The organism is Streptomyces sp. AC555_RSS877 (genome assembly GCF_019049245.1).
In the GTDB taxonomy this organism is placed as follows: Bacteria; Actinomycetota; Actinomycetes; order Streptomycetales; family Streptomycetaceae; genus Streptomyces.
Genome location: NZ_JAGMUK010000018.1, coordinates 90,357 through 116,770 on the forward strand (window position 1 = coordinate 90,357; position 26,414 = coordinate 116,770).

Here is a 26,414-nt window from a genome sequence, read left to right on the forward strand (position 1 = left end):
CCCTGGAGCGCCCGCCATGGCGACAGTCCCGACCGCCCTCGGCGGCCGCCACTTCCTCAAGGAGCTCGACCTCACCGAGCAGGAGTTCCTCGGCCTGATCGAGCTGGCCGCCGAGCTGAAGGCCGCCAAGAAGGCCGGGACCGAGACGCGGCACCTGCGCGGCAGGAACATCGCGCTGATCTTCGAGAAGACCTCGACGCGCACGCGTTGCGCGTTCGAGGTCGCCGCCGCCGACCAGGGCGCCTCGACGACGTACCTCGACCCCTCGGGTTCGCAGATCGGCCACAAGGAGTCCGTCAAGGACACCGCTCGGGTGCTGGGCCGGATGTACGACGCGATCGAGTACCGGGGGGACAGCCAGGCCAAGGTCGAGGAGCTCGCCGCGTACGCCGGTGTACCCGTCTACAACGGCCTCACCGACGAGTGGCACCCCACCCAGATGCTCGCCGACGTGCTGACGATGACCGAGCACAGCAGCAAGCCGGTCCGGGAGATCACCTTCGCCTACCTCGGCGACGCCCGCTTCAACATGGGCAACTCCTACCTGGCCACCGGGGCCCTGCTCGGCATGGACGTGCGCATCGTCGCCCCGAAGTCCTACTGGCCCGCCCAGGACGTCGTCGACCGGGCCCAGGAGCTCGCCGAGACCAGCGGGGCCCGCATCACCCTCACCGAGTCCCTGGCGGAGGGCGTCCGCGGCGCCGACTTCGTGGCCACCGACGTCTGGGTCTCCATGGGGGAGCCCAAGGAGGTCTGGGACGAGCGGATCGCCGCCCTCGTCCCGTACGCCGTGACCATGGACGTCCTGCGCGCCACCGGCAACCCCGACGTGCGGTTCCTGCACTGCCTGCCGGCCTTCCACGACCTCGGGACCAAGGTCGGCCGCGAGATCTTCGAGGCCCACGGCCTGGAGTCGCTGGAGGTGACGGACGAGGTCTTCGAGTCCGCCCACTCGGTCGTCTTCGACGAGGCGGAGAACCGTATGCACACCATCAAGGCGGTCATGGTGGCCACCCTGGCCTGAACGCCGGTCGCGCGGTCACGCCGGTCGCGCGGTCACACCGGACGACGCTGAGGCGGCACCGTCGGCAGCCTGAACCACACCGCCTTGCCCGACCCGGTGGGGCGATGGCCGCAGGACGAGCTGAGGGCGCGGATCAGCAGCAGTCCGCGGCCGTGCTCCTGCCAGGGGTCGGGCTCGGTGTCCACCGGCCGCGTGAGGTTGCCGGGCGGCGCCGGATCCGGGTCGTGCACCTCGACCTGGCAGCCGCTCGGCAGCAGCTCCACCACCAGCTCGATCGGCGCGTCCCCGGTGGTGTGCTCCACGGCGTTCGCCACCAGCTCCGCCGTCAGCAGTTCCGCGGTGTCACTGTCGGCCCCGTGCTCCAGCTCGGCCAGCGCCGTGCGCACCAGGGCCCGGGCCACCGGCACGGCCGCGGCGGAGTGCGGCAGCGCGATGCGCCAGGAGGCGGAGGCTGCGGGGCGTTCGTACAAGGCGGTTCCGTTCATGAGCAGGCTGTCCTGCTTTCAACCCGATGAATGGTACGGCGCGCCCGGCGGAGGCATCCGACGGGCACCGTGCGGGACCTTCGGCCCCGCTGCGGGCGGCTTACCCGGTTGAACGGCGGGCCTCGCGCGGTTGCTCCCGCCGTTACGGGGGTGTCGACGAGCCGTGACGGATGTGACGGGGCCGGGTCGGATCCGCGGTGATGTCCCGGAGGATGTCCCCACCACCGACGTATCGCGCACTCGTGACGACAGTCACGGATGAGTGATAACTTCGAAGGACAGAGCTCCGTGAGGCAGTGCCCGCCACCGAACGAGGAGGCCGCACCTCGTGAGTCCCTTCACCGGCTCCGCCGCCCGCACCCCCCACTGGCACCACCTGCGCGTCGACCTCACCGACGGCGTCGCCACCGTCACCCTCGCCCGCCCCGACAAGCTCAACGCGCTCACCTTCGGCGCCTACGCCGACCTGCGCGACCTGCTCGCCGAACTGTCCCGGGAACGGTCCGTGCGCGCCCTGGTCCTGACGGGGGAGGGGCGCGGCTTCTGCTCCGGCGGTGACGTCGACGAGATCATCGGCGCCACCCTGGCCATGGACACCGCCCAGCTCCTCGACTTCAACCGGATGACCGGGCAGGTGGTGCGGGCCGTACGGGAGTGCCCCTTCCCCGTGATCGCGGCGGTGCACGGGGTGGCGGCCGGCGCGGGCGCGGTGCTGGCCCTGGCGGCGGACTTCCGGGTGGCGGATCCGAGCGCCCGCTTCGCCTTCCTCTTCACCCGCGTCGGCCTGTCCGGCGGCGACATGGGCGCCGCCTACCTGCTGCCCCGGATCGTCGGCCTCGGCCACGCCACCCGGCTGCTCATGCTCGGCGAGCCGGTCCACGCCCCCGAGGCCGAGCGGATCGGCCTGATCAGCGAACTGACCGCCGAGGGCCGCGCCGACGAGGCCGCCCTGTCCCTGGCCCACCGCCTGGCCGGGGGCCCGGCCCTGGCGTACGCCCAGACGAAGGCGCTGCTCACGGCGGAACTGGACATGCCGCTCGCCGCGGCCGTCGAGCTGGACGCCGCCACCCAGGCCCTCCTCATGAACGGCGAGGACTACGCGGAGTTCCACGCGGCCTTCAAGGAAAAGCGACCTGCCAAGTGGAGCGGGCGGTGAGCGCGCCCACCCCAGGGCCGCGGGGAACCGTGCGACCAGCCACGAACAGCCCGCGGCCGCCGGAGACGGTCAGCCACCCCCGACGCATCGCGATCATCGGCGGCGGCCCCGGCGGCCTCTACGCCGCAGCCCTGCTGAAACGTCTGAGCCCCGACCGCGAAGTCACCGTCTGGGAACGCAACGTCCCCGACGACACCTTCGGCTTCGGAGTGGTCCTCTCCGACGAAACCCTCGGCGGCATCGAACACGCCGACCCGACCGTCTACGCGGCCCTCCAGCAGCACTTCGTCCGCTGGGACACCATCGACATCGTCCACCGGGGCACCCGCCACACCTCCACCGGACACGGGTTCGCCGCCCTGGGCAGAAAACGCCTCCTGGAGGTCCTGCACGACCGCTGCCGCGCCCTCGGCGTCGACCTCCGCTTCCACTCCGAGGCGCCCCACCCGGCCCGTCTGGCGGAGGCGTACGACCTCGTCATCGCCGCCGACGGTGTGCACAGCACCACCCGTGAGGCGTACGCCCATGTGTTCCGGCCCCATGTGACCACCCACCGCTGCCGTTACATCTGGCTCGCCGCCGACTTCGCCCTGGACGCTTTCCGCTTCGAGATCGCCGAGACCGCGCACGGTGTGATGCAGCTGCACGGCTATCCGTACGCGGCCGACGCCTCCACCGTGATCGTCGAGATGCGGGAGGAGGTCTGGCGGGCGGCGGGCTTCGAGGAGCTGGACGAGCAGGCGTCCGTCGAGCGCTGCGCCAAGATCTTCGCGGACGCGCTGGGAGGCCGGCCGCTCACCTCCAACAGGTCCGCCTGGACCACCTTCCGTACGGTGGTCAACGAGCGTTGGTCGCACGGCAACGTGGTCCTGCTGGGCGACGCCGCCCACACCGCCCACTTCTCCATCGGCTCCGGCACCAAGCTCGCCGTCGAGGACGCGCTCGCCCTGGCCGCCTGTCTGGAGGAACAGGACTGCCTGGAGGGGGCGTTGACGGCGTACGAGACCGAGCGCGGGCCCGTCGTCGCCTCCACCCAGCGGGCCGCCCGCGCCAGCCTGGAGTGGTTCGAGAACCTGGGCCTGTACCTCGACCAGCCGCCCCGCCGGTTCGCCTTCAACCTGCTCACCCGCAGCCGCCGCGTCACCCATGACAACCTGCGGCTTCGCGACGCCCACTTCACCGAGGCCGTGGAGCGCGAGTTCGGCTGCCCGCCCGGCACACCCCCGATGTTCACGCCGTTCCGGCTGCGCGGCCTGACCCTGCGCAACCGGGTCGTCGTCTCGCCCATGGACATGTACTCCGCCATCGACGGTGTGCCCGGCGACTTCCACCTCGTCCACCTGGGCGCACGGGCCCTCGGTGGCGCCGGGCTGGTGATGACGGAGATGGTGTGCGTGTCCCCCGAGGGCCGGATCACGCCCGGCTGCACCGGCCTCTACACCGGCAGGCAGGCCGAGTCCTGGAAACGGATCACCGCCTTCGTGCACGCGCGGGCGCCGGGCACCGCGATCGGCGTGCAGCTCGGCCACAGCGGGCGCAAGGGCTCGACCAAGCTGATGTGGGAGGGCATGGACGAGCCCCTGGAGGACGGCAACTGGCCGCTGGTGGCCGCGTCCCCGATCCCGTACAAGCCGTACAGCCAGACCCCGCGGGAACTGTCCCGCGCCCAACTCACGGACATCCGCGAACAGTTCGCGTCCGCCGCCGGTCGCGCGTCCCGTGCCGGTTTCGACCTTCTCGAACTGCACTGCGCCCACGGCTACCTGCTCTCCGGCTTCCTCTCCCCGCTGACCAACCGCCGCACCGACGCCTACGGCGGTTCGTTCGCGAGGCGGCTGCGCTTCCCGCTGGAGGTGTTCGACGCCGTACGCGGCGTGTGGCCGGAGGAGAAGCCCCTGACCGTCCGCATCTCCGCCACCGACTGGGCCGAGGGCGGGAACACGGCCGAGGACGCCGTCGAGATCGCCCGCGCCTTCGTCGCGCACGGCGCCGACGCGATCGACGTGTCGACCGGGCAGGTCGTCGCCGACGAACGGCCGGAGTTCGGGCGGTCGTACCAGACGCCGTTCGCCGACCGGATCCGTAACTCGGCAAGGATCCCGGTGATCACGGTCGGTGCGATCTCCTCCTGGCACGACGTCAACTCCCTGATCCTGGCCGGGCGTACGGACCTGTGCGCGCTGGCCCGCCCTCACCTCTACGACCCGCACTGGACCCTGCACGCGGCGGCCGAGCAGGGCTACGACGGGCCCGGCGTCGTCTGGCCGGCGCCGTACCGGGCAGGCAGCCGACGCCCGCAGACGGGGCGCACGGACGCCCCCAGGCCCCGCCTCACGCTGAGCAGTTGAGCGCGTCCGTACTGCCGGTGCGCTCACGCCGCGAAGCGGGTCATGCGCCCGCGAAGGCGGCTCCCGCGTCCCGCAGGCGCTCGTGCAGCCCCCGGAACACCGCGGCCGAACGCGCGCCCGGCCAGTCCGACGGGAGCAGGCCGGCGGGCAGACCGGGATCGGTGTAGGGGAGATGGCGCCAGGTGTCCAGGGCGAGGAGGTAGTCGCGGTAGGCCTCCTCGGCCGGAGTGTCCGTGCGCCGCTCCCAGTCGTGCAGCACGCGCGCGTGGCGGTCCAGGAACGCCTCGTGCTCCTTGGCGATCGCCGCCAGGTCCCACCAGCGGGCGACCGCGTCCACCGTCGGCGCGAAGCCGAGGTGCTCGCCGCGGAAGAAGTCGACGTACGGGCCGAGCCGCAGCCGCTGGAGGGTGTGCCGGCTCTCCTCGTACAGCCGTGCCGGAGCGATCCACACGCCGGGCGCGGCGGTTCCGAAGCCGAGCCCGGCCAGCCGGGAGCGCAGCACGTGCCGCTTCTGCCGCTCGGACTCCGGCACGGAGAACACCGCGAGCACCCAGCCCTCGTCGTCCGGCGGTGTCGTGGCGTAGATGCGCCGGTCGCCGTCGTCGAGCAACTGGCGTGCGTCCGGCGACAGTTCGTAGCCCGCCGCGCCCTGCGCCGTACGGGCCGGCAGCAGCAGCCCGCGGCGTTTGAGCCGGGACACGGAGGAGCGGACGGACGGGGCGTCGACGCCGACCGCGGCCAGCAGCCGGATCAGCTCGGCCACGGGCAGCGGGCCGGGCATGAAGCGGCCGTACGCGCCGTAGAGCGTGACGATGAGAGACCGTGGTGCATGCTGGTCGGACACGTTGATCATCTTAGGTCGTCGGCATCACTGCTGGTCACCATCAGTGTCACCTGCGTCGCAGGCGGCGGCGCGCAGCCTGAACCGCTGCAGCTTGCCGGTCGCGGTCCGTGGCAGGGCGTCCAGCAGGACGATCTCGCGCGGGCACTTGTAGGGCGCCAGTTCGGACAGGACATGGGCGCGCAGTGCCCCGGTGTCGCGCTCGGCGCCCTCCTTCAGCACCACGAAGGCCACCACGACCTGCCCGCGCGCCTCGTCGGGCCGTCCCACCACCGCCGCTTCCAGCACGTCCGGGTGGCGCAGCAGCGCGTCCTCGACCTCCGGCCCGGCGATGTTGTACCCGGCCGAGATGATCATGTCGTCCGCGCGGGCGACGTACCGGAAGTAGCCGTCGGGCTCACGGACGTAGGTGTCGCCGGTGACGTTCCAGCCGCCTTGCACGTACTCCCGCTGCCGCGGATCGGCGAGATACCGGCAGCCGACCGGCCCGCGCACGGCCAGCAGACCGGGCTCGCCGTCGGGCACCGGCGCGCCGCTCTCGTCCTGCACGCGCGCGTGCCACCCCGGTACGGGCACCCCCGTCGTCCCCGGCCTGATGCGGTCGTCGGCCGCCGAGATGAAGATGTGCAGCAGCTCGGTGGCGCCGATGCCGTTGATGACACGCAGCCCGGTCCGCTCGTGCCAGGCCCGCCAGGTGGCGGCGGGGAGGTTCTCGCCGGCGGAGACACAACGCCGCAGGGAGGACACGTCGTACCCGTCGAGCTCGTCGAGCATCGCGCGGTAGGCGGTCGGCGCGGTGAACAGGACCGACACCCGGTGCTCGGCGATCGCGGGCAACAGCTGCCGGGGACCGGCCTGTTCGAGCAGCAGGGCGCTGGCACCGGCACGCATCGGGAAGACCACCAGCCCGCCCAGACCGAAGGTGAAGCCCAGTGGGGGACTGCCGGTGAAGACGTCGTCGGGGTGTGGCCCGAGGACATGGCGGGCGAAGGAGTCGGCGATCGCCAGCACGTCCCGGTGGAAGTGCATGCAGCCCTTCGGGCGGCCGGTGGTCCCGGAGGTGAACGCGATCAGCGCCACGTCGTCGGACGCGGTGTCCACGGCGGTGTACGGCTCCTCGGGTGTCGCCCGGTTCAGCAGGTCACCAGGGGCGTCGCCGCCGTACGTCGTGATCCTGAGCCCCGGTATCCCGGCCCTGGCGAGGTCGTCGACGGCCCGGACGTCGCACAGGGCGTGCTCCACGCGGGCGATCTCGCACATCGTGGCGAGCTCGTGCGGGCGCTGCTGGGCCAGCACGGTGACCGCGACCGCGCCCGCCTTCAGCACCGCCAGCCAGCAGGCGGCCAGCCAGGGAGTGGTGGGGCCGCGCAGCAGGACCCGGTTGCCGGGCACGACCCCGAGGTCACGGGTGAGGGCGTGCGCGATGCGGTCGACGCGGGTGCGGAGATGGCCGTACGTCCATGTTCCGCCCGTCGGCGTGTGGAACACCGGTCGGTCCCCGGCCGGCCCGGCGAGCAGCTCGGCGGCGCAGTTCAGCCGATCGGGGTAACGCAGCTCCGGCAGGTCGAAGCGGAGCTCGGGCCACTGGTCGGGGGGCGGCAGATGGTCGCGCGCGAAGGTGTCGACATGGGCCGAGGGATTCATGGCGGTTCGCCCCCTTGCCTTGTGGGCGTCGGTGGTGGGCGTCGGGTCGGCATCCCCGGGTGGGTTCGCGCATCGAGCGTATCGTGTTGGTGACGGCAGTCAACGGTGCGCGATACCGTCGGGGGAGTGGCCGCAGGGCTGCGGGGAGAGAGGACCGGCAATGCCCGCATTCTCACTCGAACCATCACAGACCGCCTGGGCAGCGGAACTGCGTGCCCTGGCCGCGGACCGGCTGCGCCCCCTCGCGGAGAAGGGCGAACCGGGCCACGTCAACCGCCCGCTCGTCGCGGAACTCGGCCGGCTCGGCCTGCTGTCCCGCCTGTTCACCTCCGGAGCCCTCGACCTCTGCCTGATGCGGGAGTCCCTCGCGTACGCCTGCACCGAAGGCGAGACCGCCCTTGCCCTCCAGGGCCTGGGCGCCCATCCGGTCCACACCCACGGCACCCCCGCCCAGCGGGAACGCTGGCTTCCCCGGGTGGCCGAGGGCACCGCGGTGGCGGCCTTCGCGCTGAGCGAGCCGGGGGCGGGATCGGACGCGGCGGCACTGACACTGCGGGCGGAACGGGAGGCCCTCAAAGGCGCTGGGACGCCGGGTGCGGGCGCCCCCCTCGCCGCAGCGTCCGACGGCCCCGCCCGCTGGCGGCTCACCGGGGAGAAGTGCTGGATCTCCAACGCACCCGAGGCCGACTTCTACACCGTCTTCGCGCGCACCACCCCCGGCGCCGGCGCCCGGGGCGTCACCGCCTTCCTCGTACCCGCCGACCGCCCGGGCCTGACCGGCACGGCCCTCGACATGCTCTCGCCGCACCCCATCGGCAGCCTCCGCTTCGACGCTGTCCCGGTGACCGCCGACGACGTGCTCGGCGAGACCGACCGCGGCTTCCGGGTCGCCATGGACACCCTCAACCTCTTCCGACCCAGCGTCGGCGCCTTCGCGGTCGGCATGGCCCGTGCGGCGCTCGACGCGACCCTCGCCCACACCGCCCGACGGGATGCGTTCGGCGGCAAGCTGAGGGACCTGCAGACGGTCGCCCACCAGGTCGCCGAGATGGCCCTGCGCACCGAGGCGGCCCGCCTCATGGTGTACGCGGCGGCGACGGCGTACGACGAAGGCGCCCCGGACGTGCCGGGACGCGCGGCGATGGCGAAGCTGCTCGCCACCGAGACCGCGCAGTACGTCGTCGACGCGGCCGTCCAGCTCCACGGCGCCCGCGCCCTGCGCCGCGGCCACCTCCTCGAACACCTCTACCGCGAGGTACGCGCCCCACGCATCTACGAGGGCGCGAGCGAGGTCCAACGCGGCATCATCGCCAAGGAGTTGTACGCGAGCCTGGATGCCGCGGATGCCACGGATGCCACGGACGCCGCGGATGTCACGGACGCCGCGGATGCCACGGACGCCGCGGATGTCACGGACGCCGCGGATGTCACGGACGCCGCGGATGTCACGGACGCCGTGGGCGCCGTGCAGGCCGTGGGTCCCGGGAATGCCCTGGGGGCCGACGCGTGACCGCCGAGCGTGTGAACCCGCCCGGACTCTCCCCGCCCACCGGCTTCTCCCACGCCGTCGTCGCCACCGGCACCCGGATCGTCTTCCTCGCCGGCCAGACCGCTCTGGACACCGACGGCAAGGTCGTCGGCGACACCCTCCCCGAGCAGTTCGAGCGAGCCCTCACCAACCTCCTGGCTGCCCTGACCGCCACCGGCGGTACCCCCGCCGACCTCGCCCGCGTCACCGTCTACGCCACGGACATCGCCGCGTACCGCGCCCATGCTCCCGAACTCGGCAGCATCTGGCGTGAGTTGGCGGGACGCGACTACCCGGCCATGGCGGTCGTGGAGGTCGTGCGCCTGTGGGACGACCAGGCGAAGGTGGAGCTCGACGGCTTCGCGGTGCTGCCCTAGGAGTTCTCCCCGCGTCGCAGGAACGTGATCAGGCGGCGATCGTCAGCCGCCCCGCGGCCACCCGGTGGGGGGCGACGACCCGGCCGTCCGGCAGCAACTCGCCGGTGTCGTCGAACACGATCGCGCCGGTGCACAGCAGGTTCCAGCCCTGCTCGGGGTGGGCGGCGACGACGTGCGGGGCGTGGTTATCGGTTGCGGGGCACGAGGGCTGGTGGGAACAGATGGCGCACCTCCACGGCGTAGGACCTTCGGATCGGGTCCCTATGACAGACCATCCTCCGGCGGCGAACTCATCGGAACGGTCTGCCGCGAAGCGTGACAACACGCGGACAACACGCGGACAACACCCGGACCCTTCCACGACCGACGCTGCGGACTCGCCACCGAAGGGGTGACGATCACCGCCGAGGACGCTCGCGCCCGGTACCAGTGGAGCCCCCCCACTTCAGGAGGTCTCCCCGTGTCCTTGCGTCCCGCCCTCGCCGCGACGGTGACCGCCGCCGCGCTGCTCCTGCTGGCCGCCCCGCCACCTCCGCCGCGCCGCCGGCCACCGCCGAGCCGTACGAGACGGTGACGGTCGACCCGACGGGCCGTATCGCGCCCGACGGCACGGTCACCCTCTCCGGTACCTACCGCTGCACGGGCGCCACGGGCCCGGTGTTCGTCAGCTCGTCCGTCGGCCAGCGCTCGCTGTCCGTCCGCCACGGCATCGGCGGCACCCGCGCGGTGTGCGACGGGCTGGTGCACCCCTGGGCGAACGTCGGCAGCCCGTCGCCGCGTTCCCTCCAGGCCGGCGCCGCGTATGTCGAGGCCACTCTCATGGAGCTGCGCCCGCAGGGCGGCCTGCCGCTGCCCCGCTTCCACGCGGCCCAGCGGCAGGAGATCACCCTGATCGCGGGCTGATCGCGAGCTGTCGTCGGCTGATCGCGGACCGATCGCGGCCTGTCGCGGGCTGATGGCGGCGTCAGTTCATCAGTCCCGCGGCGACCGTGGCACCCAGTTCCCAGCAGGCCTCGACGTCCGCTTTGCCGGGCTCCCCCGTCACGGTCACGGCCTCGGCGGCCCGTCGCCAGCCGAGGCCCGTCGTGATCGCCTCGATGCCGCGGACCGCTCCGGTCACGTCGTTGCCGCCGTGCACGTAGTAGCCGAAGGGGCGGCCCTGCGTCGCGTCGAGGCACGGGTAGTACACCTGGTCGAAGAAGTGCTTGAGGGCGCCGGACATGTAGCCGAGGTTCGCCGGCGTACCCAGCACGAACCCGTCGGCGGCGAGCACGTCCGACGCCGTGGCGGCCAGCGCAGCCCGGCGCACGACGCGCACGCCCTCGATCTCCGGGTCCGTCGCACCGGCGACGACGGCCTCGAACAGCGCCTGGCAGTTCGGCGAGGGCGTGTGATGCACGATCAGCAGAGTAGTCACGCCCGCAGCCTGCCGTGCGGGCGTCGAGAGCCGCAAAAGGTGCCGCCGTTAAGTCGGTCTTGAATCGGCCCTTGAAGGCAATAGGAAGACGTACGGTGGCCGCTCAGACCTGCGTGCGAGTCTCGCGCGTCCGGTACTGGCTCGGGCTGACGCCGTGTTCCCGCTTGAACGCGGCGCTCAGGGCGAAGGCGTTGGCGAAGCCGACGCGGTCGGCCACCGTGGCGAGTGTGGCGTCGGCGTCGCGCAGCAGGTCGGCGGTCAGGGCGAGGCGCCGTTCCCGCCGGTAGGTCATCGGAGGCTGCCCGACCAGGGCGGTGAAGCGCCGGGCCAGGTTCGCCCGGGACACGCCCGTCCTGGCGGCCAGGGCCTGCAGGGTCCACGGGTGTGCGGGGTCGGCCTCCATCAGGCGCAGGACGTGGCCGACCACGCGGTCGCTGTGAGCCCGGTACCAGGCGGGAACCTGGGCGCCGGGGCGCGTGAACCAGGCGCGCAGGGCGGTGATGACTGTCTTCTGCGCGGCACTCGTCGTGGCGCGCGCCTCACCGGTTAGTACGCGATGCGCTGCCGGTGCCTGGCTGGAGGGCCGGGGCGGCCGGTCGGAGGGCCAGTGTCACGGCAGGTGCTCGATGCGTCTTCTGCGTCACAGACAACGGCGTGAAGCGGCGAATCTTTTCCGAACTAGCTGTCCGAGCGACCTCTTTGGCGTATAGCCTCCAGTTCACGACTTTGTCGGATAGGCGCTGTTCAGGGGCCCTCCCCAGTGATCACCTGCAGAGCCTTGCGATGAGAGGTTCTTCCGGCATATGCCAGACACGGTTCCTGGGCAGTTGCCTCACGGCTGCAAGATCAGCAAGAGCGGCATCGAGGAAATTGTTAATAGGATTGAAATCGGCTTCTCGCCGGCCGCCGACCGAAAGTTTCTTATTGTCCGCCGCGGCAATGAATATGATCGCAAGTCCTTGACGGAGTCCTGGGAAGCGGCTCGCAAGCCAGGAGTGACCGATAATCTTGAGATTGATGTAAAGGAAGGCGGTAAGCGAGCGTACTTCAAGCTCAGCGAATCCGGCGTGAAGTGGTCAGCGACTGGCGACGGGTATTTCCCTGCAGGCTTGAAGGCTGATATTGAGAATATTCTCGGCGATGCTATTGAGAGCTCCAAGGCGCAATTATTCTCACGTATCGCAAGGGTGTCCTCGTATGCTCTGCTGGTCGCGTTTGTGGTCGCTGCCATTGCGCTCTATTTTCTCTGGTCATCGAATCGAGCTGCGACTGTCGCTGTCTCTGCATTCGTCGTGGCTGCAACGGCAGGCATCCGCTGGTTTAGCCAGTGGAAGCTCAAGTCATCCGTGATCTTCGACCCAGGCGCATGGACTCCCTGGAACAGGTCAGATAAAATCAATGCAGGCGTTCTTGCGGTATCTATTGCCTCACTCGTTGTAGCGATCACCGCACTTGCTCCTGGCTCAGACGCGGGGTCGAACGACGCAAGGTCAGCGAACGGCATTAGCCCCTCAGTATCGGGCCAGGCATCGCCGTCCGAGAGCAGCACTAAAACTTCCACTTTTCAAATTTCTCCAACAGCAGGCCCTCCCGGAACCACCATTGAATTCACAGGATCCGGATTCTCTCCCGACAAGCCAGTCGTCGTTGAACTTCACGACGGCCCAAAGACGCAAAACTGGCAAGGGCCCTATCCAAAAAGCTTCACGGCCGACAAGAACGGCAAGATTTCTGGCTGGATCAAGGTCGAGAACGAGATCTGTTGCGCAGGAGCGACTATCGAGGTCCGCGCTACCACCACCCGCCAGGGGTGGAATTCATCCAGCGTAGACTTCAATATCACCTAGCTAGTCAGGGGTCGTCAGGTTGGCGGCCCCTTCGTGGTAAGAGCTGGTGGGCTGCAAGTTCAGCGGCTATCGTCGCATGTGGCAATGTTGATGATTTGCCCTGTTCCTCAGATGTCCCGGAACGTCTCGATCTGCGCCCCGACCGAGTTGAGGCGCTCGGCCAGGTCCTCGTACCCCCGGTTGATGACGTAGACGTTGCGCAGTACGGACGTGCCCTCCGCCGCCATCATCGCCAGCAGGACGACCACGGCGGGCCGCAGGGCGGGCGGGCACATCATCTCGGCGGCGCGCCAGCGGGTCGGGCCCTCGACCAGTACCCGGTGCGGGTCCAGCAACTGCAGCCGTCCACCGAGGCGGTTGAGGTCCGTCAGGTAGATCGCCCGGTTGTCGTAGACCCAGTCGTGGATCAGTGTCTTGCCCGACGCGGCGGCCGCGATGGCCGCGAAGAACGGGACGTTGTCGATGTTCAGGCCGGGGAACGGCATCGGGTGGATCTTGTCGATCGGCGCCTCCAGCTTGGAGGGCCGGACGGTGAGGTCCACCAGGCGGGTGCGGCCGTTGTCGGCGGGGTACTCCGGGGTGCGGTCGTGGTCGAGGCCCATCTCCTCCAGGACCGCGAGCTCGATCTCCAGGAACTCGATCGGGACCCGACGAACCGTCAGTTCCGACTGGGTGACGACCGCGGCGGCCAGCAGGCTCATCGCCTCGACCGGGTCCTCGGAGGGGGAGTAGTCGACGTCCACGTCGATGTCCGGCACGCCGTGCACGGTGAGTGTGGTGGTGCCGATGCCCTCCACCCTGACGCCCAGGGCCTCCAGGAAGAAGCACAGGTCCTGGACCATGTAGTTCGATGATGCGTTGCGGATGACGGTGACACCGTCGTGCCGGGCGGCGGCGAGCAGGGCGTTCTCGGTGACGGTGTCCCCGCGCTCGGTCAGCACGATCGGCCGGTCGGGCCGTACGGACCGGTCGACCGCCGCGTGGTACTGGCCCTCGGTCGCCGCGATGTCCAGCCCGAACCGGCGCAGCGCGATCATGTGCGGCTCGATGGTCCGCGTGCCGAGGTCGCAGCCGCCGGCGTACGGCAGCATGAAGCGGTCCATGCGGTGCAGCAGCGGGCCGAGGAACATGATGATGGACCGCGTCCGTACGGCGGCCGCCGCGTCGATCGACGCCATGTTCAGCTCGGCCGGCGGCACCAGCTCCAGGTCGACGCCGTCGTTGATCCAGCGGGTGCGTACGCCGATGGAGTTGAGCACCTCCAGAAGGCGGTACACCTCCTCGATGCGGGCGACCCGGCGCAGCACCGTGCGCCCCTGGTTGAGCAGCGAGGCGCACAGCAGTGCCACGCACGCGTTCTTGCTCGTCTTCACGTCGATGGCGCCGGACAGCCGACGGCCGCCGACCACGCGCAGGTGCATCGGGCCCGCGTAGCCCAGAGAGACGATTTCGCTGTCCAGCGCTTCACCGATTCGAGCGATCATCTCAAGGCTGATGTTTTGGTTGCCGCGCTCGATGCGGTTGACGGCGCTCTGACTGGTGCCGAGCGCCTCGGCGAGCTGCGACTGTGTCCAGCCCCGGTGCTGCCGGGCGTCACGGATGAGCTTGCCGATGCGTACGAGGTAGTCGTCTGCCATGAGGTTGAGGCTATCTCAGATATGAGATGGCGCCTCTTGAGGGGGTCCGTTCGGGTGAGCGGCGTGATGGACCTGAGGGTTCGTCAACGGCGCTTCGCGGTGCGGGTGCGGCGCCATCCGAAAGGTCCGGGCAAATCCACCGATGTCGTTCGGCGTCCCGTGCTGCTGCTCGTGTGCCGGGGTCCGTGGCTGCCGCCGCCGGTGGTGATGGACCAGGAACGCCGGTTGATGTTCAGGCGCACGCCGGGCAGGATCCGGAAGCTCTTGCGGAACGTGAGGGGCATGTGGGCCTCCCTTCGGGGTCGGTCAGTCGCTCCCAACTCCTGTCGGATACCCCCACTTGGCGAACTGATGGCAGTACTCCACCGCCTCGTCGAAGGTGACCGACGTCACCGCTTCGGTGCCGTACGGCGGTACGACGGGCCCGATGCCGTACCGGTGACGTGTGACCCGCCCGTCCTCGTCCCGCAGTTCGAGAACCGTCGGCTCCGGGCAGTTCCACGTCAGGAGCGTGACGTACTCCCCGCCGAGGTTGGCCAGGCTGCTCCATCCCTCCCCGTTGGCGCGGAGCTCCAGCACCGACGACTCCATCGCGCCGTGGTCGAAGGGGCCGCTGTCCCAGTGGCCGATCAGCGACTCGTCCAGGCCCGCCCGCGCATTCGCGGCGTCCCGCTCGGCGATCCGGAGCAGAAAAGCGGTGTCGGCCCCGCCGACGTCGACGACCCGCGTGCCGTGCAGGAGGACGCCCAGGCCGTGTTCCTCGTCCCAGGGGCAGGAGAACTCGATGCCCACGTACGGGATGCCGTCCCGGAAGACGGGGTGGACGCAGAGCGTGCTGATGCGCACGAGGTCGGTCAGGCCGGGCGCGGTGGCCAGGTCGTCCGGCTTCAGGGTGTGCACGGCGTGGGCGCTGAGGGCGGGCCGCGCCCCGGCGAGCAGGGCGGGCAGCCGGCCGGCCGCCCACGCGGCCGTCGCGATCTCGGCGTCGTCCAGCGGGTGGTGCTCGCGGCCCTCGGGGGCGTAGTACAGGGGTACGAGCGTTCCTGCCGCGGCCGCCCAGGTGTCCGGCGGCAGTGGCACCCGTGTCGTCCAGGCGAAGTCGTCCCAGGAGAAATCGGCTCGGTCCATGGTCGCAGGAGGACATCACAGGGAGGCCGGGCATGACCAACCGGGCCCCATGTACTAGAGTTATCTCGACATCGAGATATCTGCCGAGGCGCGCCGCGGTCGCACGTCGTCATCAGTCCGACAGTAAGGCATGCCTAACTTAGCCTTACCTTAGCGGATCGGCCAAGAGGGCGTGGCGGCAGGATGCGGTGGTAAGCGCACAAAAATGAAGGAGACTGTCGTGTCGGCGAACAGCTTCGACGCCCGCAGCACGCTGCAGGTGGGCGACGAGTCGTACGAGATCTTCCGGCTGGACAAGGTGGAGGGCTCGGCCCGACTGCCGTACAGCCTCAAGGTCCTGCTCGAGAACCTGCTCCGCACGGAGGACGGCGCGAACATCACCGCCGACCACATCCGCGCCATCGGCGGCTGGGACTCGCAGGGCCAGCCCTCTCAGGAGATCCAGTTCACGCCGGCCCGCGTGATCATGCAGGACTTCACCGGCGTGCCGTGTGTCGTGGACCTGGCCACCATGCGTGAGGCCGTGAAGGAGCTCGGCGGCGACGCGGCGAAGGTCAACCCGCTCTCCCCGGCCGAGCTGGTCATCGACCACTCCGTCATCGCCGACAAGTTCGGCACCAACGAGGCCTTCGCGCAGAACGTCGAGCTGGAGTACGGCCGCAACCGCGAGCGCTACCAGTTCCTGCGCTGGGGCCAGACCGCCTTCGACGACTTCAAGGTCGTACCCCCCGGCACCGGCATCGTCCACCAGGTGAACATCGAGCACCTGGCGCGCACGGTCATGGTCCGCAACGGCCAGGCGTACCCCGACACCCTCGTCGGCACCGACTCGCACACCACCATGGTCAACGGCCTCGGCGTCCTCGGCTGGGGCGTCGGCGGCATCGAGGCCGAGGCCGCGATGCTCGGCCAGCCGGTGTCCATGCTCATCCCGCGCGTCGTCGGCTTCAAGCTGACCGGTGAGCTCACCCCCGGCACCACCGCCACCGACCTGGTGCTCACGATCACCGAGATGCTGCGCAAGCACGGCGTCGTCGGCAAGTTCGTCGAGTTCTACGGTGAGGGCGTCTCCGCCACCTCCCTCGCCAACCGCGCCACCATCGGCAACATGTCGCCGGAGTTCGGCTCCACCGCCGCGATCTTCCCGATCGACGACGAGACCATCAAGTACCTGAAGCTCACCGGCCGCTCCGAGCAGCAGCTGGCGCTCGTCGAGGCGTACGCCAAGGCGCAGGGCCTGTGGCTGGACCCGAAGGCCGAGCCGGACTTCTCCGAGAAGCTGGAGCTGGACCTGTCGACGGTCGTCCCGTCGATCGCCGGCCCGAAGCGTCCGCAGGACCGCATCGTCCTGGCCAACGCCGCCGAGCAGTTCAAGCAGGACGTCCGCAACTACGTCGACGTCGTGGACGAGGCGGGCAAGGAGTCCTTCCCGGCCTCCGACGCCCCCGCCAACCACCCCAACGGCGCCCCGTCCGACCCGGTCACCGTGACCGCCCCCGACGGCTCGACGTACGAGATCGACCACGGTGCGGTGACGGTCGCGGCCATCACCTCCTGCACCAACACCTCGAACCCGTACGTCATGGTCGCCGCCGCGCTCGTCGCGAAGAAGGCCGTGGAGAAGGGCCTGACCCGCAAGCCGTGGGTCAAGACCACCCTCGCCCCGGGCTCGAAGGTCGTCACCGACTACTTCGACAAGGCCGGGCTCACCCCCTACCTCGACAAGGTCGGCTTCAACCTCGTCGGCTACGGCTGCACCACCTGCATCGGCAACTCCGGCCCGCTGCCGGAGGAGGTCTCCAAGGCCGTCAACGACCACGACCTCGCGGTCACCTCGGTCCTCTCCGGCAACCGGAACTTCGAGGGCCGGATCAACCCCGACGTCAAGATGAACTACCTGGCGTCCCCGCCGCTCGTCGTCGCGTACGCCCTCGCCGGCTCCATGAAGGTGGACATCACCAAGGACGCCCTGGGCATCGACCAGGACGGCAACCCGGTCTACCTGAAGGACATCTGGCCCACCGAGGCCGAGGTCAACGACGTCGTGGCGAACGCCATCGGCGAGGACATGTTCAACAAGTCCTACCAGGACGTCTTCGCGGGCGACGCCCAGTGGCAGGCGCTGCCGATCCCGACCGGCAACACCTTCGAGTGGGACCCGCAGTCGACGTACGTCCGCAAGCCCCCGTACTTCGAGGGCATGACGATGGAGACCACCCCGGTCTCCGACATCACGGGCGCCCGCGTCCTCGCCAAGCTGGGCGACTCGGTCACCACCGACCACATCTCCCCGGCCGGTGCGATCAAGGCCGACACCCCGGCCGGCAAGTACCTCACCGAGCACGGTGTGGAGCGTCGTGACTTCAACAGCTACGGCTCGCGCCGCGGCAACCACGAGGTCATGATCCGCGGCACCTTCGCCAACATCCGCCTGCGCAACCAGATCGCGCCGGGCACCGAGGGCGGCTACACCCGCGACTTCACGCAGGACGGCGGGCCGGTGTCGTTCATCTACGACGCCTCCCGCAACTACATCGAGCAGGGCACCCCGCTGGCCATCCTGGCCGGCAAGGAGTACGGCTCCGGCTCGTCCCGCGACTGGGCCGCCAAGGGCACCGCGCTCCTCGGCGTCAAGGCCGTCATCGCCGAGTCGTACGAGCGCATCCACCGCTCGAACCTCATCGGCATGGGCGTCCTGCCGCTCCAGTTCCCGGAGGGCGCCTCGGCCGCCTCCCTCGGCCTGACCGGCGAGGAGACCTTCTCCTTCACCGGTGTCGAGGAGCTCAACAACGGCACCACCCCGCGCACGGTGAAGGTCACCACCGACACGGGCGTCGAGTTCGACGCGGTCGTCCGCATCGACACCCCCGGCGAGGCGGACTACTACCGCAACGGCGGCATCATGCAGTACGTGCTGCGCAGCCTGATCCGCAAGTAAGCGGAACGGCACGGCAGTTAGGGCCGCATCCCCGGCGACGGGGGTGCGGCCCTTCGCGATCAGAGCAAGCCGCGCTGCGCTGCCCGCACCCCCAGCTGGAACCGGCTCGCCGCCCCCAGCCGCTCCTGCAACTCACTCACCCGCCGTCGCAGGGTCCTGAGACTCACCCCCAGATGGCGGGCCACCGCCTCGTCCTTCATCCCGGCCGCCAGCAGCCTGATCAACGTCCGTTCGGCCTCAGGGATCTCACCGTCGCCGGCCGGCTGGCCGAGCGGTGTCGCCTGCTGCCAGGCCATCTCGAAAAGCTTCTGCAGGGCTTCGGTCACCGCCGAGTGCCACACCACGACGGCGCAGTAGCCACCCGCCGCAGAGGAGGTCAGCGGGAGCATCGCCCGACACCCGTCGACCACCAGCAGCTTGACCGGCACTGACGGCAACACCCGGGCCTGTTCACCGAGTTCGACCATCCTCCAGGTGCGGGAGAGGACCTTCGGATCTTCCAGGGCGGGCGCCGCGTAGATCCCGCGAGAGACGATCCCGCGGCTGAGCAGATCGGCCTGGAGATCCACCTGCCGTGCGGGTGGTGCGAGATACGGGGGTGTGTCGAAGAGGCACACCTCGCGCTCGGCGCGCGCGTACATCTCCTCCAGGCGTGCGGCGATGGCACCCTCGCCGGAAGCGACCTCGATCAGCCGGGACGGCTCCTCACGCAGCAGCCCGGCCTCGTACGCGGTGGCCATCTCCTCGGCGGTGGCGGCGAGCAGTTCGGACACCGTCTCACGCCGTCTGATCAGTCCGCGGACCGCCACTCTCGGGTCGATCGCGCGTAATCCCCCCATGGAATCCGGCGGCTGGAGCAATCCGAGCGCGAGCAGACGGTCGCAGGATTCGCGCACCCGGGCCGGTGAGGCGCCGGTCAGGAGCGCCCAACCGGCCTCGCCGGCATCGGGCTGGTGCAGGATCGCCTGGTAGACCAACTCGTCGAAGGCGGAGACCCCCACCGCGGCCCAGGGGCTCGCGGCAGGGGTCTGGTCTGCCGTGTCGTATGCCGTGTTCGCCATGGCCCGGCACGGTAGGCGATCTTTGTTGCGGCTGTTTGTACCGGCCTGGTGCGCGGTTTACTTCAGGCCGTCTCCGTCGGTCCGGCTACTTCAGGCCGAACGCCCGCAGCACGGTCTGGTCGACCGCGTTGCCGTTCCGGTCGGCGGCCCGCACGCGCAGCGACACGGACGTGGCGCCCTTCGGGTGCTTGAGTTCCGCCTCGCCGTGCTTCACCTTCACCTCCTTCCAGGACGTGCCGTCGTCGTAGGAGACCCAGGCCTTCACGTCACCGGCCGTGACGCTGCCCGACTGATTCCGGACGGAGAGCCCGATCTCCGACTTGTGCTCGGCCTCGGCACGGCCCAGGAGGTCGAGCCCGTCCACGTCATAGTCGACCGAGAGCAGCGGCAGCGCCGTCTGCCGGTCCGTGTGCGCCGAGGCGAAGGACCACTCGGTGTGGGTGCCGGTGGAGTACGCGGCCCAGTCGGCCCTGCGCCGGGCGTCGAGAACGAGGCGGTACGAGGCCTTCGCCGCCGGGGCGTCGAAGGTGCCGAGTCCGCCGAGCGCGGTGTCGCCGACCAGCTGTCCGTCCGCGTACAGCGTGCCCTTCGCGGTGTCCTGGACGTTGTCCACGGACCCGTAGTGACCTGGCGTGGCGTCGACCAACTCTGGTACGGCGAAGGTGAGTTTGTCGCCGGTGCGCTGGGAGAGGCCGTACTGCCCGCTGGTCGCCGGGCGGACGACCGGGCGCAGCCAGTCCTCGGTGGGCAGCCTGCCCGCTTTGTCGAAGGTCCGCAGGGAGTTCCACTGAGGCTTGTTCGCCTTCGAGTCGGGATAGACGGCGTGCCAGATCCGGCTGTCGGAGACGTTGTAGTACTCGGTGCGCTCCGTGCCGAGCCGCACATTGCTGGTGGTCGCGATGTCGGTCGACTGCCAGGGACGGAACCTGTACACGGCGTCCTTGCCGACCTGACCGGCCTTGGCACCGTGATAGCGCACCGTCTGCTTCACCGTGTTGGAGCGGTTGAGGTTGTACGTCTGCTGGTCCGAGACAGCGTCCGTCTGCGGGAACATCACGCTGTACACGTACGGGCTGACCGCGATGCCGTCCAGCTTCAGCTTGACCTTCTTGCCGCTCTTGAGCAGGGCTTCGAGCTTCGCGCCGTCCTCGCCGGTGGCGAGCATCAGCGGGATGGTCGCGCTCTTCACCGAGGCGAGCCAGTACCCGGGCGTCTCGCGGTAGGCGAGGACGTAACCGGCGCCGGCCGCGGTCGCGTTGGCCAGTGCCTGGTCCGGCGTTTCCCCGGTGCCCAACCGGACGACCGCCGCCTTGCCCTTGACGTCGAGCCCCGCGAAGTCGGCCGCGGTGCCGCTGCCCGCGTCCACCGCCCGGACCGTGCGGTCACCGCTGATCTTCACCGGGAACCCGCTGGAGGTCTGCGCGTAGTCGAGGGGCAGCGCGTACTTCTCGGGGCTGGTGACGCTCGCCGTCAGCTCCTTGGCGTACAGACGGAACTTCGAGGAGAACTCGAACATGCCCTCGGTGACCTTCTCGGTGGGCGCCACGTATACGTGGTCGGTCCACCAGCCCTGGCTGTAGGTCAGGCCCCAGGCGCTGCCCGGGCCCTCCCGGTGCCAGTTGGTGCTGAAGCCCTGGAACTCGGAGTCCTCCTCGGTCTTCGGCTTGATCTCGACGGCCGTGCGGGCGTCGAGGACGACCTCGGTGTTCTTGTCGACCTTGACCTCCGGGTCGCCGACGACCGAGGTGTTGACCTCCAGTCCGGCCGCGTCCCGCTTCGAGATCCAGGACGCCGTGGAGTACGTACCGGCGGGCACCTTGAAGGTGTAGCCACTGCCGAGGAACCCGTACGTGTCCGGGTACGCGCCGTTGAGTTCCTGCAGCATGAAGATCGACGCCCCGGTGGACGGCTTGCCGTCCCGGCCCACCAGCGACACCTTCAGGTCGTAGGTCTTCGCCAGCTTCTCGAAGCCGACGGCGGTGGTGACCTGGACGCCGTCGGCTTTCGCGGTGATGTGGCCCGTGTACCGGCCCGTCTTCTCCTCGGCCGGGTCGACGGTGACGCCGACGGTGGCGGTGCCCTTCGCCGGGACGGTCACGGTGTCCGCGTTCAGGGCGGCGTCGGGGAGCGACGAGGAGACCTGCAACTCCACCGCTTTGTCGCTGGTGTTGGTGTAGGTGATGTCCTTGCTGTCGGTCTCGGTGTCGCTCTCCTCGTACGTGCCGAAGCTCAGCGTCGGCGTCGCGAAGACGCCCTGATGGACAGCCCGTACGGCGTCGACCCGGCCGTCGCCCTGCTCGAACACGGAGTTGACGGTGTTCGTCTTCGCGGTGGTCGCCAGCGCCTGCTTGAGCTGCTGCCCCGTCCAGTCCGGATGGGCCTGCGCGACCAGCGCCGCGGCGCCCGCGACATGCGGGGTCGCCATCGACGTACCGCCTGCCGTTGTGTAGTTGGCGTCGACCGGCGTGCCCATGGTCGTGCCGGCCGCGCGGGCCGCGGTGATGGCCGCGCCCGGTGCGGTGATCTCCGGCTTGACCGCGGAGTCGCCGATGCGCGGGCCCCGGCTCGAGAACGACGCCAGCTTGTCGGACTTGTCCACGGCGCCCACCGTCAGCGCCGAGTCGGCGATGCCCGGGGTGCCGACGGTCTGCTCGGACGGGCCGGAGTTGCCCGCCGCGATCACGAAGAGGGTGCCGGTGGAGGCGGACAGCTCGTCGACCGTCTCGCTCAGCACGTCCGAGGGGCCCGACGCGGTGCCGCCCAGCGACATCGACACGATCTTCGCGCCGGAGCGCGCCGCCCACTCCATGCCCGCGATGATCCAGGAGTCCTGGCCCCGGCCCGCGTTGTTCAGCACCTTGCCGACCAGCAGCTCCGCGCCCGGCGCCACACCCTTGCGCCTGCCGTCCGAGGCCGCGCCCGAGCCGACGATCGTGGACGCCACATGGGTGCCGTGGCCGTGGCCGTCCTGCACCGCCTGGTCCGGGACGAAGCTTCGCGTCTCCCCGATCTTCCCCGCGAGATCCGGGTGGCCGGCGTCCACGCCCGTGTCCAGGACGGCGACTTTGACGCCCTTGCCGTCGTACCCCGCCTGCCACACCTCGGGCGCGCCGATCTGCGGCACGCTCACGTCGAGGGACGCCGTGACCTTGCCGTCGAGCCAGATCTTGTCGATGCCCTCGCCGAGCTGCCGCGCGGCCTTCGTCGTGGGTCCGGTGCCGAGCTCTGGGGCGATGTCCGCCCAGAAGGCCGTCGACTTCCTCGCGCTCAGCGCGGCGCCGTCGATCGTGGGCAGCGTGAGCGTCCGGCGCGCGCCGTCGGGGGTCGCGCTGCCTTTCGTGTACGTCGCGATCACCGGGGTGGCGCCGGTCCTCGAGTCCGCGTAGCCCTGCTTCACCAGCTGGGTGACGTTGAACAGGGCCGGGTCGAGGCGGCCCGCGTTCAGCAGCGGGATGGCGTCCGCCGGCAGGACACTGACCTCGCCGTCCTTCTCGCTCGACACGAACGTGGCGGCCTCGCGGCCCTTGCCGCGCTGGACGTCGACGGCGTACTTGCCGTCCGGGCCGTCGCTGAGCGACACGATGTCGCCGGTGATGAGGGTGACGGTCTGCGTGTTCGTGGCACCGGTCGCGGCGCCGCTCCGCACGGGCGTGGTGTCCGGCGTGGTGACCGGTGACCCGGTATCGGCCGTCGCGGGCGTGATCGTGCCCGTGAGTAGTCCTGCCGCTCCTGCCACGGCCCAGAGGGCGTGGAGTCTTCGCATGGGTGGCGTCCTCCCCTGAACGCTGACGACGCTTCCGCCTGGTGAGCGGAAGCCAGTGATCAGAGTGGGCGCTGCGCGGAAGGCGACTCAAGGGAATCCTGTGGCCGGGGAGTGCCAATGCCCTCTTCGGCCAAGGGGATTGGGGGCTTCCACCGTTCCCCCGGAGGTCGGGCCGTGCGCCCGCACGGTCGGTCGCGCGGGTCGCACGGCTGCAGCTCAGTCGGAGCACGGCGTTCCCTCAGCCTGCGGGGACAGGATTGAGACATGTCTGGCACCCCCCCTGACCCGAAACGGCCGCGTCCGTGTGACGACGGCCGATGACGAGCCCGGACTCACCGAGCCGCATGCCGTCTTCCACCGTGCGTGAGACGGGGCAGGCCATCATGCCGCCGGAGAACGGGAGATGAGCGCGCGCCCACGTGGGCGGTCCCTGCGTACACGGCTCCTCGTCGTCGTCGGCGTCGTACTCGTCGGCGTCTGCCTGGCCATGGCGCTCACCACCGTCCTGGCCCAGCGCTCCTACCTGCTCGGCCGGCTCGACCAGCGGGTCGCCAACGCCGCGGAGCGAAGCCAGGGCGCTGTCCGCACCCTGCCGGACAGCGGCAGGGACCTCGGTTTCCTCACCGAACAGGCCCAGGCGGTAGGCACGCTCGCCGCCCGGCTCGACGACGACGGCGACATCATGGCGGCCGAGGTCGTGACCCGAGACGCTGGGCCACGTGCGCTCACCGCCCGCCAGCGCGCCCCCCTCGCAGGCATCGAGGCCGACGGCTCCCTGCACAACCGGACGATTCCGGGCCTGGGCACCTATCGGGTCTCCGCTCTCGACGCCGACGGGAGCCTCGTTCTCACCGGTCTCCCGATGGGCGAGGTACAGGACATGCTCCGCAACCTGATCGCGGTCGAGGCCGGGGTGGCCGGCGCCGGACTCGTCGCCGCAGGCGGTGTCTGCGCCGTCGTCGTCCGGCGTCAGCTGCGCCCCCTCGGCCGGGTCGCGGCCACCGCCGCCGAGGTCTCGCGGTTCCCGCTGGGCCACGGCGAGGCCGCTGTCCTCACCCGTGTGCCCGAACGCGACACCGCCCCCGGCAGCGAGGCCGGTCAGGTCGGCGCCGCGCTCAACCGCATGATCGAGCACGTCGAGTCCTCGATCGCCGAGCGCCGGAGCAGCGAGGAGCGGATGCGCTGTTTCCTCGCCGACGCCAGCCACGAACTGCGGACGCCGCTCGCGTCCATCGCCGGATACGCGGAGCTGATGAACCGCGGCACCGACCCGATCGAGCCGGTGGTGGCCTGGCGCCGGGTCTCGGCGGAGTCGGCGAGGATGACGGGCCTGGTGGAGGATCTGCTCCTGCTGGCCCGGCTCGACGAGGGCAGGCCTCTGCAGGTTGCCGAGGTCGACCTCGCGGCGCTGGTCGCCGAGGAGGTGTGGGACGCGCGAGCCGCGGACGACGGCGGCCATGACTGGCGGCTGGAGCTGTCCCTGGACGCGTCCGCGCTGGTCGCCGGTGACGAGGCGCGGCTGCGCCAGGTAGTGGCCAAGCTGTTGGGCAACGCGCGTGTGCACACGGCTGCTGACACGACGGTGGTGACCTCCGTCGAGGCCACGGACGCCCGGTGCGTCATCCGCGTCCGCGACGACGGGCCCGGCATCCCGCCCGCCCTCCTGCCCACCGTCTTCGAACGCTTCACCCGCGCCGACACCTCCCGATCCCGCACGGACGCGCGAGCGGGCGGCTCCGGCCTGGGCCTCGCCATCGCGGCGGCGATCACGACGGCCCACGGCGGCCGGATCGACGTGCACAGCGTCCCGGGACACACCGAGTTCACCCTGTGCCTTCCGGTGGTGGGGGCGGACGACCCGGCCGGAACGCGGGCGGCGGTCCGGAGCAGGCCGGCGTCGGTGTAGGGCGAGTCCGCGTCACCGGCCCACGGCAGGCACCGGTCGGATGCCGCGGCCGCCTCCTCGCGCCCGACCGCGACACCGGCGCCGAGCGGAGGACCACGAACCAGATCGACGATCCCGGGGACCCGGCGGAGAACACGATCTCGAGCCTGCCGCCGGTGAAGGACGCGATCGTGACCGTCGCCGACGACTCGGCCTTCTCCGACGACACGGCCGTTGCCGACAACACGGCCTACTCCCGCGACACGGCCGTCGTCGAGGCTTGGCCCGCCCCGCGGCTGAGGCGGCGTGTCCGGCGCCTCGGCCGTCGCCGATCCCGCACCGTCCCACGACCGACGCGTCACCGACCGCCGACCCGAACTGACCCCGTCGCCGAAACCGCTGCTGCCCAACTCCCGCCCGTTTCCCTACCCTTGCGGCGTGAAGCCCCCCGATCTCCTCCACCGAGCCCTCCACGACCCAGGCCCCGGAGACCCGCCCCTGCGTCCCCTCCCGGACGACGTGGCCCGTCTCCTGCGCGACCTCGACGCCCCGCCCCGACTCGCGGCCCATCTCCGGGCCGTGCACGACGTCGCGCACCGACTCGTCGACCGGGTGGCGCGGCAGCACCCGACCTTGACTCTCGACCGTGCCGCCGTACTCTTCGGCGCGGCCACCCACGACATCGGCAAGACGGCCCACGTCGGTGAACTCTCCGGTCCGGGCTCGGCACACGAGGAGGCGGGGCGCGCGCTGCTGCTGGCCCGGGGCGTCAGCCCCGAACGGGCCCGCTTCGCGGGCACACACGCCACCTGGAACGTGCCGGGACTCACCGTCGAGGACCTGCTCGTGAGCGTGGCCGACAAGATCTGGAAGAACAGACGGGTCCGGGAACTGGAGGACCTGGTCGTGGGACGGCTGGCCATGGTCAGTGGCCGCCCGGTCTGGGAGGAGTTCCTGGCCTTCGACGACCTCCTCACGGCGATCGGCGAGGGAGCCGAGGGGCGGCTGGCCTTCCAGGCGTCGTATCCGACTTGACCCCCTCAGGTCAGAGTCAGCGCCGGCACCTCCTGACGTCCCCGCACCACCACTGAGGCACGGCAGACACCCAGAGCCGCACCCACTCGGGTGCGGCCCTTGTGCGCCATGCGTTTACAAGTCGGCCACTCGGCGCTAGCTTCCCAAACAGGTGGGGTGGGAGCGCTCCCATGCGGGTGGACCGGAACCCGCCCCCGTGGCCGCCCCCACCCCCCGGCTTCCGCACAGACAACGGCACACGCGCACACGCGCATTCACACGCGCATTCACGCACGCATCCGCACACGCACCCACACGGCC

Annotated in this window: 19 protein-coding genes and 2 pseudogenes; 10 read left to right on the forward strand and 11 right to left on the reverse strand. The window is 70.5% G+C overall.

Annotated features, from left to right (window positions below):
* Window positions 1–16 precede the first annotated feature (16 nt).
* A complete protein-coding gene (argF, locus tag KUM49_RS08535; protein ID WP_217236115.1) occupies window positions 17–1,024 on the forward strand; it encodes an ornithine carbamoyltransferase in 1,008 nt (335 codons plus the stop codon).
* A gap of 32 nt (window positions 1,025–1,056) precedes the next feature.
* Here argF and KUM49_RS08540 read toward each other — a convergent pair whose 3' ends face one another.
* Window positions 1,057–1,509 carry an ATP-binding protein gene (locus KUM49_RS08540; RefSeq protein WP_217236116.1) on the reverse strand — a complete coding sequence of 151 codons (453 nt, stop codon included), beginning with the start codon at window positions 1,507–1,509 and terminating at the stop codon, window positions 1,057–1,059.
* A 328-nt stretch (window positions 1,510–1,837) separates the two neighbouring features.
* On the opposite strand from KUM49_RS08540, the gene KUM49_RS08545 reads away from it, so the two are divergent.
* Together KUM49_RS08545 and KUM49_RS08550 are read left to right on the forward strand one after the other, a co-directional pair.
* A complete protein-coding gene (locus KUM49_RS08545; RefSeq protein ID WP_217236117.1) occupies window positions 1,838–2,665 on the forward strand; it encodes an enoyl-CoA hydratase family protein in 828 nt (275 codons plus the stop codon).
* Window positions 2,666–2,694: 29 nt separating this feature from the next.
* Window positions 2,695–5,013, forward strand: a complete 2,319-nt coding sequence (locus KUM49_RS08550; RefSeq protein ID WP_308406571.1) for a bifunctional salicylyl-CoA 5-hydroxylase/oxidoreductase — start codon at window positions 2,695–2,697, stop codon at window positions 5,011–5,013.
* Window positions 5,014–5,053: 40 nt separating this feature from the next.
* Here KUM49_RS08550 and KUM49_RS08555 read toward each other — a convergent pair whose 3' ends face one another.
* Complete coding sequence (locus tag KUM49_RS08555) at window positions 5,054–5,866, reverse strand: PaaX family transcriptional regulator C-terminal domain-containing protein (RefSeq protein ID WP_217236119.1); 813 nt, start codon at window positions 5,864–5,866, stop codon at window positions 5,054–5,056.
* 15 nt (window positions 5,867–5,881) lie between these two features.
* Complete coding sequence (locus KUM49_RS08560) at window positions 5,882–7,597, reverse strand: AMP-binding protein (RefSeq protein WP_217236201.1); 1,716 nt, start codon at window positions 7,595–7,597, stop codon at window positions 5,882–5,884.
* 61 nt (window positions 7,598–7,658) lie between these two features.
* On the opposite strand from KUM49_RS08560, the gene KUM49_RS08565 reads away from it, so the two are divergent.
* Window positions 7,659–9,008, forward strand: a complete 1,350-nt coding sequence (locus KUM49_RS08565; RefSeq protein ID WP_254400930.1) for an acyl-CoA dehydrogenase family protein — start codon at window positions 7,659–7,661, stop codon at window positions 9,006–9,008.
* Window positions 9,005–9,403 (forward strand): RidA family protein, encoded by a 399-nt coding sequence (locus KUM49_RS08570; RefSeq protein WP_217236120.1) that lies wholly within the window; start codon window positions 9,005–9,007, stop codon window positions 9,401–9,403. The genes KUM49_RS08565 and KUM49_RS08570 overlap by 4 nt, the downstream gene beginning before the upstream one ends.
* Window positions 9,404–9,431: 28 nt before the next feature.
* Here KUM49_RS08570 and KUM49_RS08575 read toward each other — a convergent pair whose 3' ends face one another.
* Complete coding sequence (locus KUM49_RS08575) at window positions 9,432–9,626, reverse strand: DUF5999 family protein (RefSeq protein WP_217236202.1); 195 nt, start codon at window positions 9,624–9,626, stop codon at window positions 9,432–9,434.
* Between the two features lie 237 nt (window positions 9,627–9,863).
* Between KUM49_RS08575 and KUM49_RS08580 the strand changes: the two are divergent.
* Window positions 9,864–10,306 (forward strand): annotated as a pseudogene (locus tag KUM49_RS08580) (DUF6299 family protein).
* A gap of 61 nt (window positions 10,307–10,367) precedes the next feature.
* Here KUM49_RS08580 and KUM49_RS08585 read toward each other — a convergent pair.
* Both KUM49_RS08585 and KUM49_RS08590 read right to left on the reverse strand, forming a co-directional pair.
* On the reverse strand, window positions 10,368–10,820 hold the full coding sequence (locus KUM49_RS08585; protein ID WP_217236121.1) for an NAD(P)H-dependent oxidoreductase: 453 nt from the start codon (window positions 10,818–10,820) through the stop codon (window positions 10,368–10,370).
* Window positions 10,821–10,923: 103 nt separating this feature from the next.
* Window positions 10,924–11,325: pseudogene (locus KUM49_RS08590) on the reverse strand (helix-turn-helix domain-containing protein); the annotation flags it as partial.
* Window positions 11,326–11,623: 298 nt separating this feature from the next.
* On the opposite strand from KUM49_RS08590, the gene KUM49_RS08595 reads away from it, so the two are divergent.
* Complete coding sequence (locus KUM49_RS08595) at window positions 11,624–12,667, forward strand: hypothetical protein (RefSeq protein WP_217236122.1); 1,044 nt, start codon at window positions 11,624–11,626, stop codon at window positions 12,665–12,667.
* 107 nt (window positions 12,668–12,774) lie between these two features.
* On the opposite strand, the gene KUM49_RS08600 is transcribed toward KUM49_RS08595, so the two are convergent.
* The 3 genes from KUM49_RS08600 to KUM49_RS08610 all read right to left on the reverse strand — a co-directional run bounded on the left by KUM49_RS08600 (window position 12,775) and on the right by KUM49_RS08610 (window position 15,432).
* Window positions 12,775–14,304 (reverse strand): UDP-N-acetylglucosamine 1-carboxyvinyltransferase, encoded by a 1,530-nt coding sequence (locus tag KUM49_RS08600; protein ID WP_217236123.1) that lies wholly within the window; start codon window positions 14,302–14,304, stop codon window positions 12,775–12,777.
* Between the two features lie 83 nt (window positions 14,305–14,387).
* Entirely contained in the window at window positions 14,388–14,588 is a 201-nt protein-coding gene (locus tag KUM49_RS08605; RefSeq protein ID WP_053751607.1) for a DUF4236 domain-containing protein, read from the reverse strand.
* A gap of 22 nt (window positions 14,589–14,610) precedes the next feature.
* Window positions 14,611–15,432: a hypothetical protein gene (locus KUM49_RS08610; RefSeq protein WP_217236124.1), complete on the reverse strand. Its 822-nt coding sequence runs from the start codon at window positions 15,430–15,432 to the stop codon at window positions 14,611–14,613.
* 220 nt (window positions 15,433–15,652) lie between these two features.
* Here KUM49_RS08610 and acnA point away from each other — a divergent pair, with 220 nt between their 5' ends.
* Window positions 15,653–18,370, forward strand: coding sequence for an aconitate hydratase AcnA (gene acnA / locus KUM49_RS08615; protein ID WP_308406572.1), 2,718 nt, complete (start codon window positions 15,653–15,655; stop codon window positions 18,368–18,370).
* 59 nt (window positions 18,371–18,429) lie between these two features.
* Here acnA and KUM49_RS08620 read toward each other — a convergent pair whose 3' ends face one another.
* Window positions 18,430–19,431 (reverse strand): helix-turn-helix transcriptional regulator, encoded by a 1,002-nt coding sequence (locus KUM49_RS08620; protein ID WP_217236126.1) that lies wholly within the window; start codon window positions 19,429–19,431, stop codon window positions 18,430–18,432.
* An 85-nt stretch (window positions 19,432–19,516) separates the two neighbouring features.
* Window positions 19,517–23,194 carry a S8 family serine peptidase gene (locus tag KUM49_RS08625; RefSeq protein ID WP_217236127.1) on the reverse strand — a complete coding sequence of 1,226 codons (3,678 nt, stop codon included), beginning with the start codon at window positions 23,192–23,194 and terminating at the stop codon, window positions 19,517–19,519.
* 403 nt (window positions 23,195–23,597) lie between these two features.
* Between KUM49_RS08625 and KUM49_RS08630 the strand changes: the two genes are divergently transcribed.
* A complete protein-coding gene (locus KUM49_RS08630; RefSeq protein WP_217236128.1) occupies window positions 23,598–25,100 on the forward strand; it encodes a cell wall metabolism sensor histidine kinase WalK in 1,503 nt (500 codons plus the stop codon).
* Window positions 25,101–25,517: 417 nt separating this feature from the next.
* A complete protein-coding gene (locus tag KUM49_RS08635; protein ID WP_217236129.1) occupies window positions 25,518–26,114 on the forward strand; it encodes an HD domain-containing protein in 597 nt (198 codons plus the stop codon).
* Window positions 26,115–26,414: the final 300 nt, after the last annotated feature.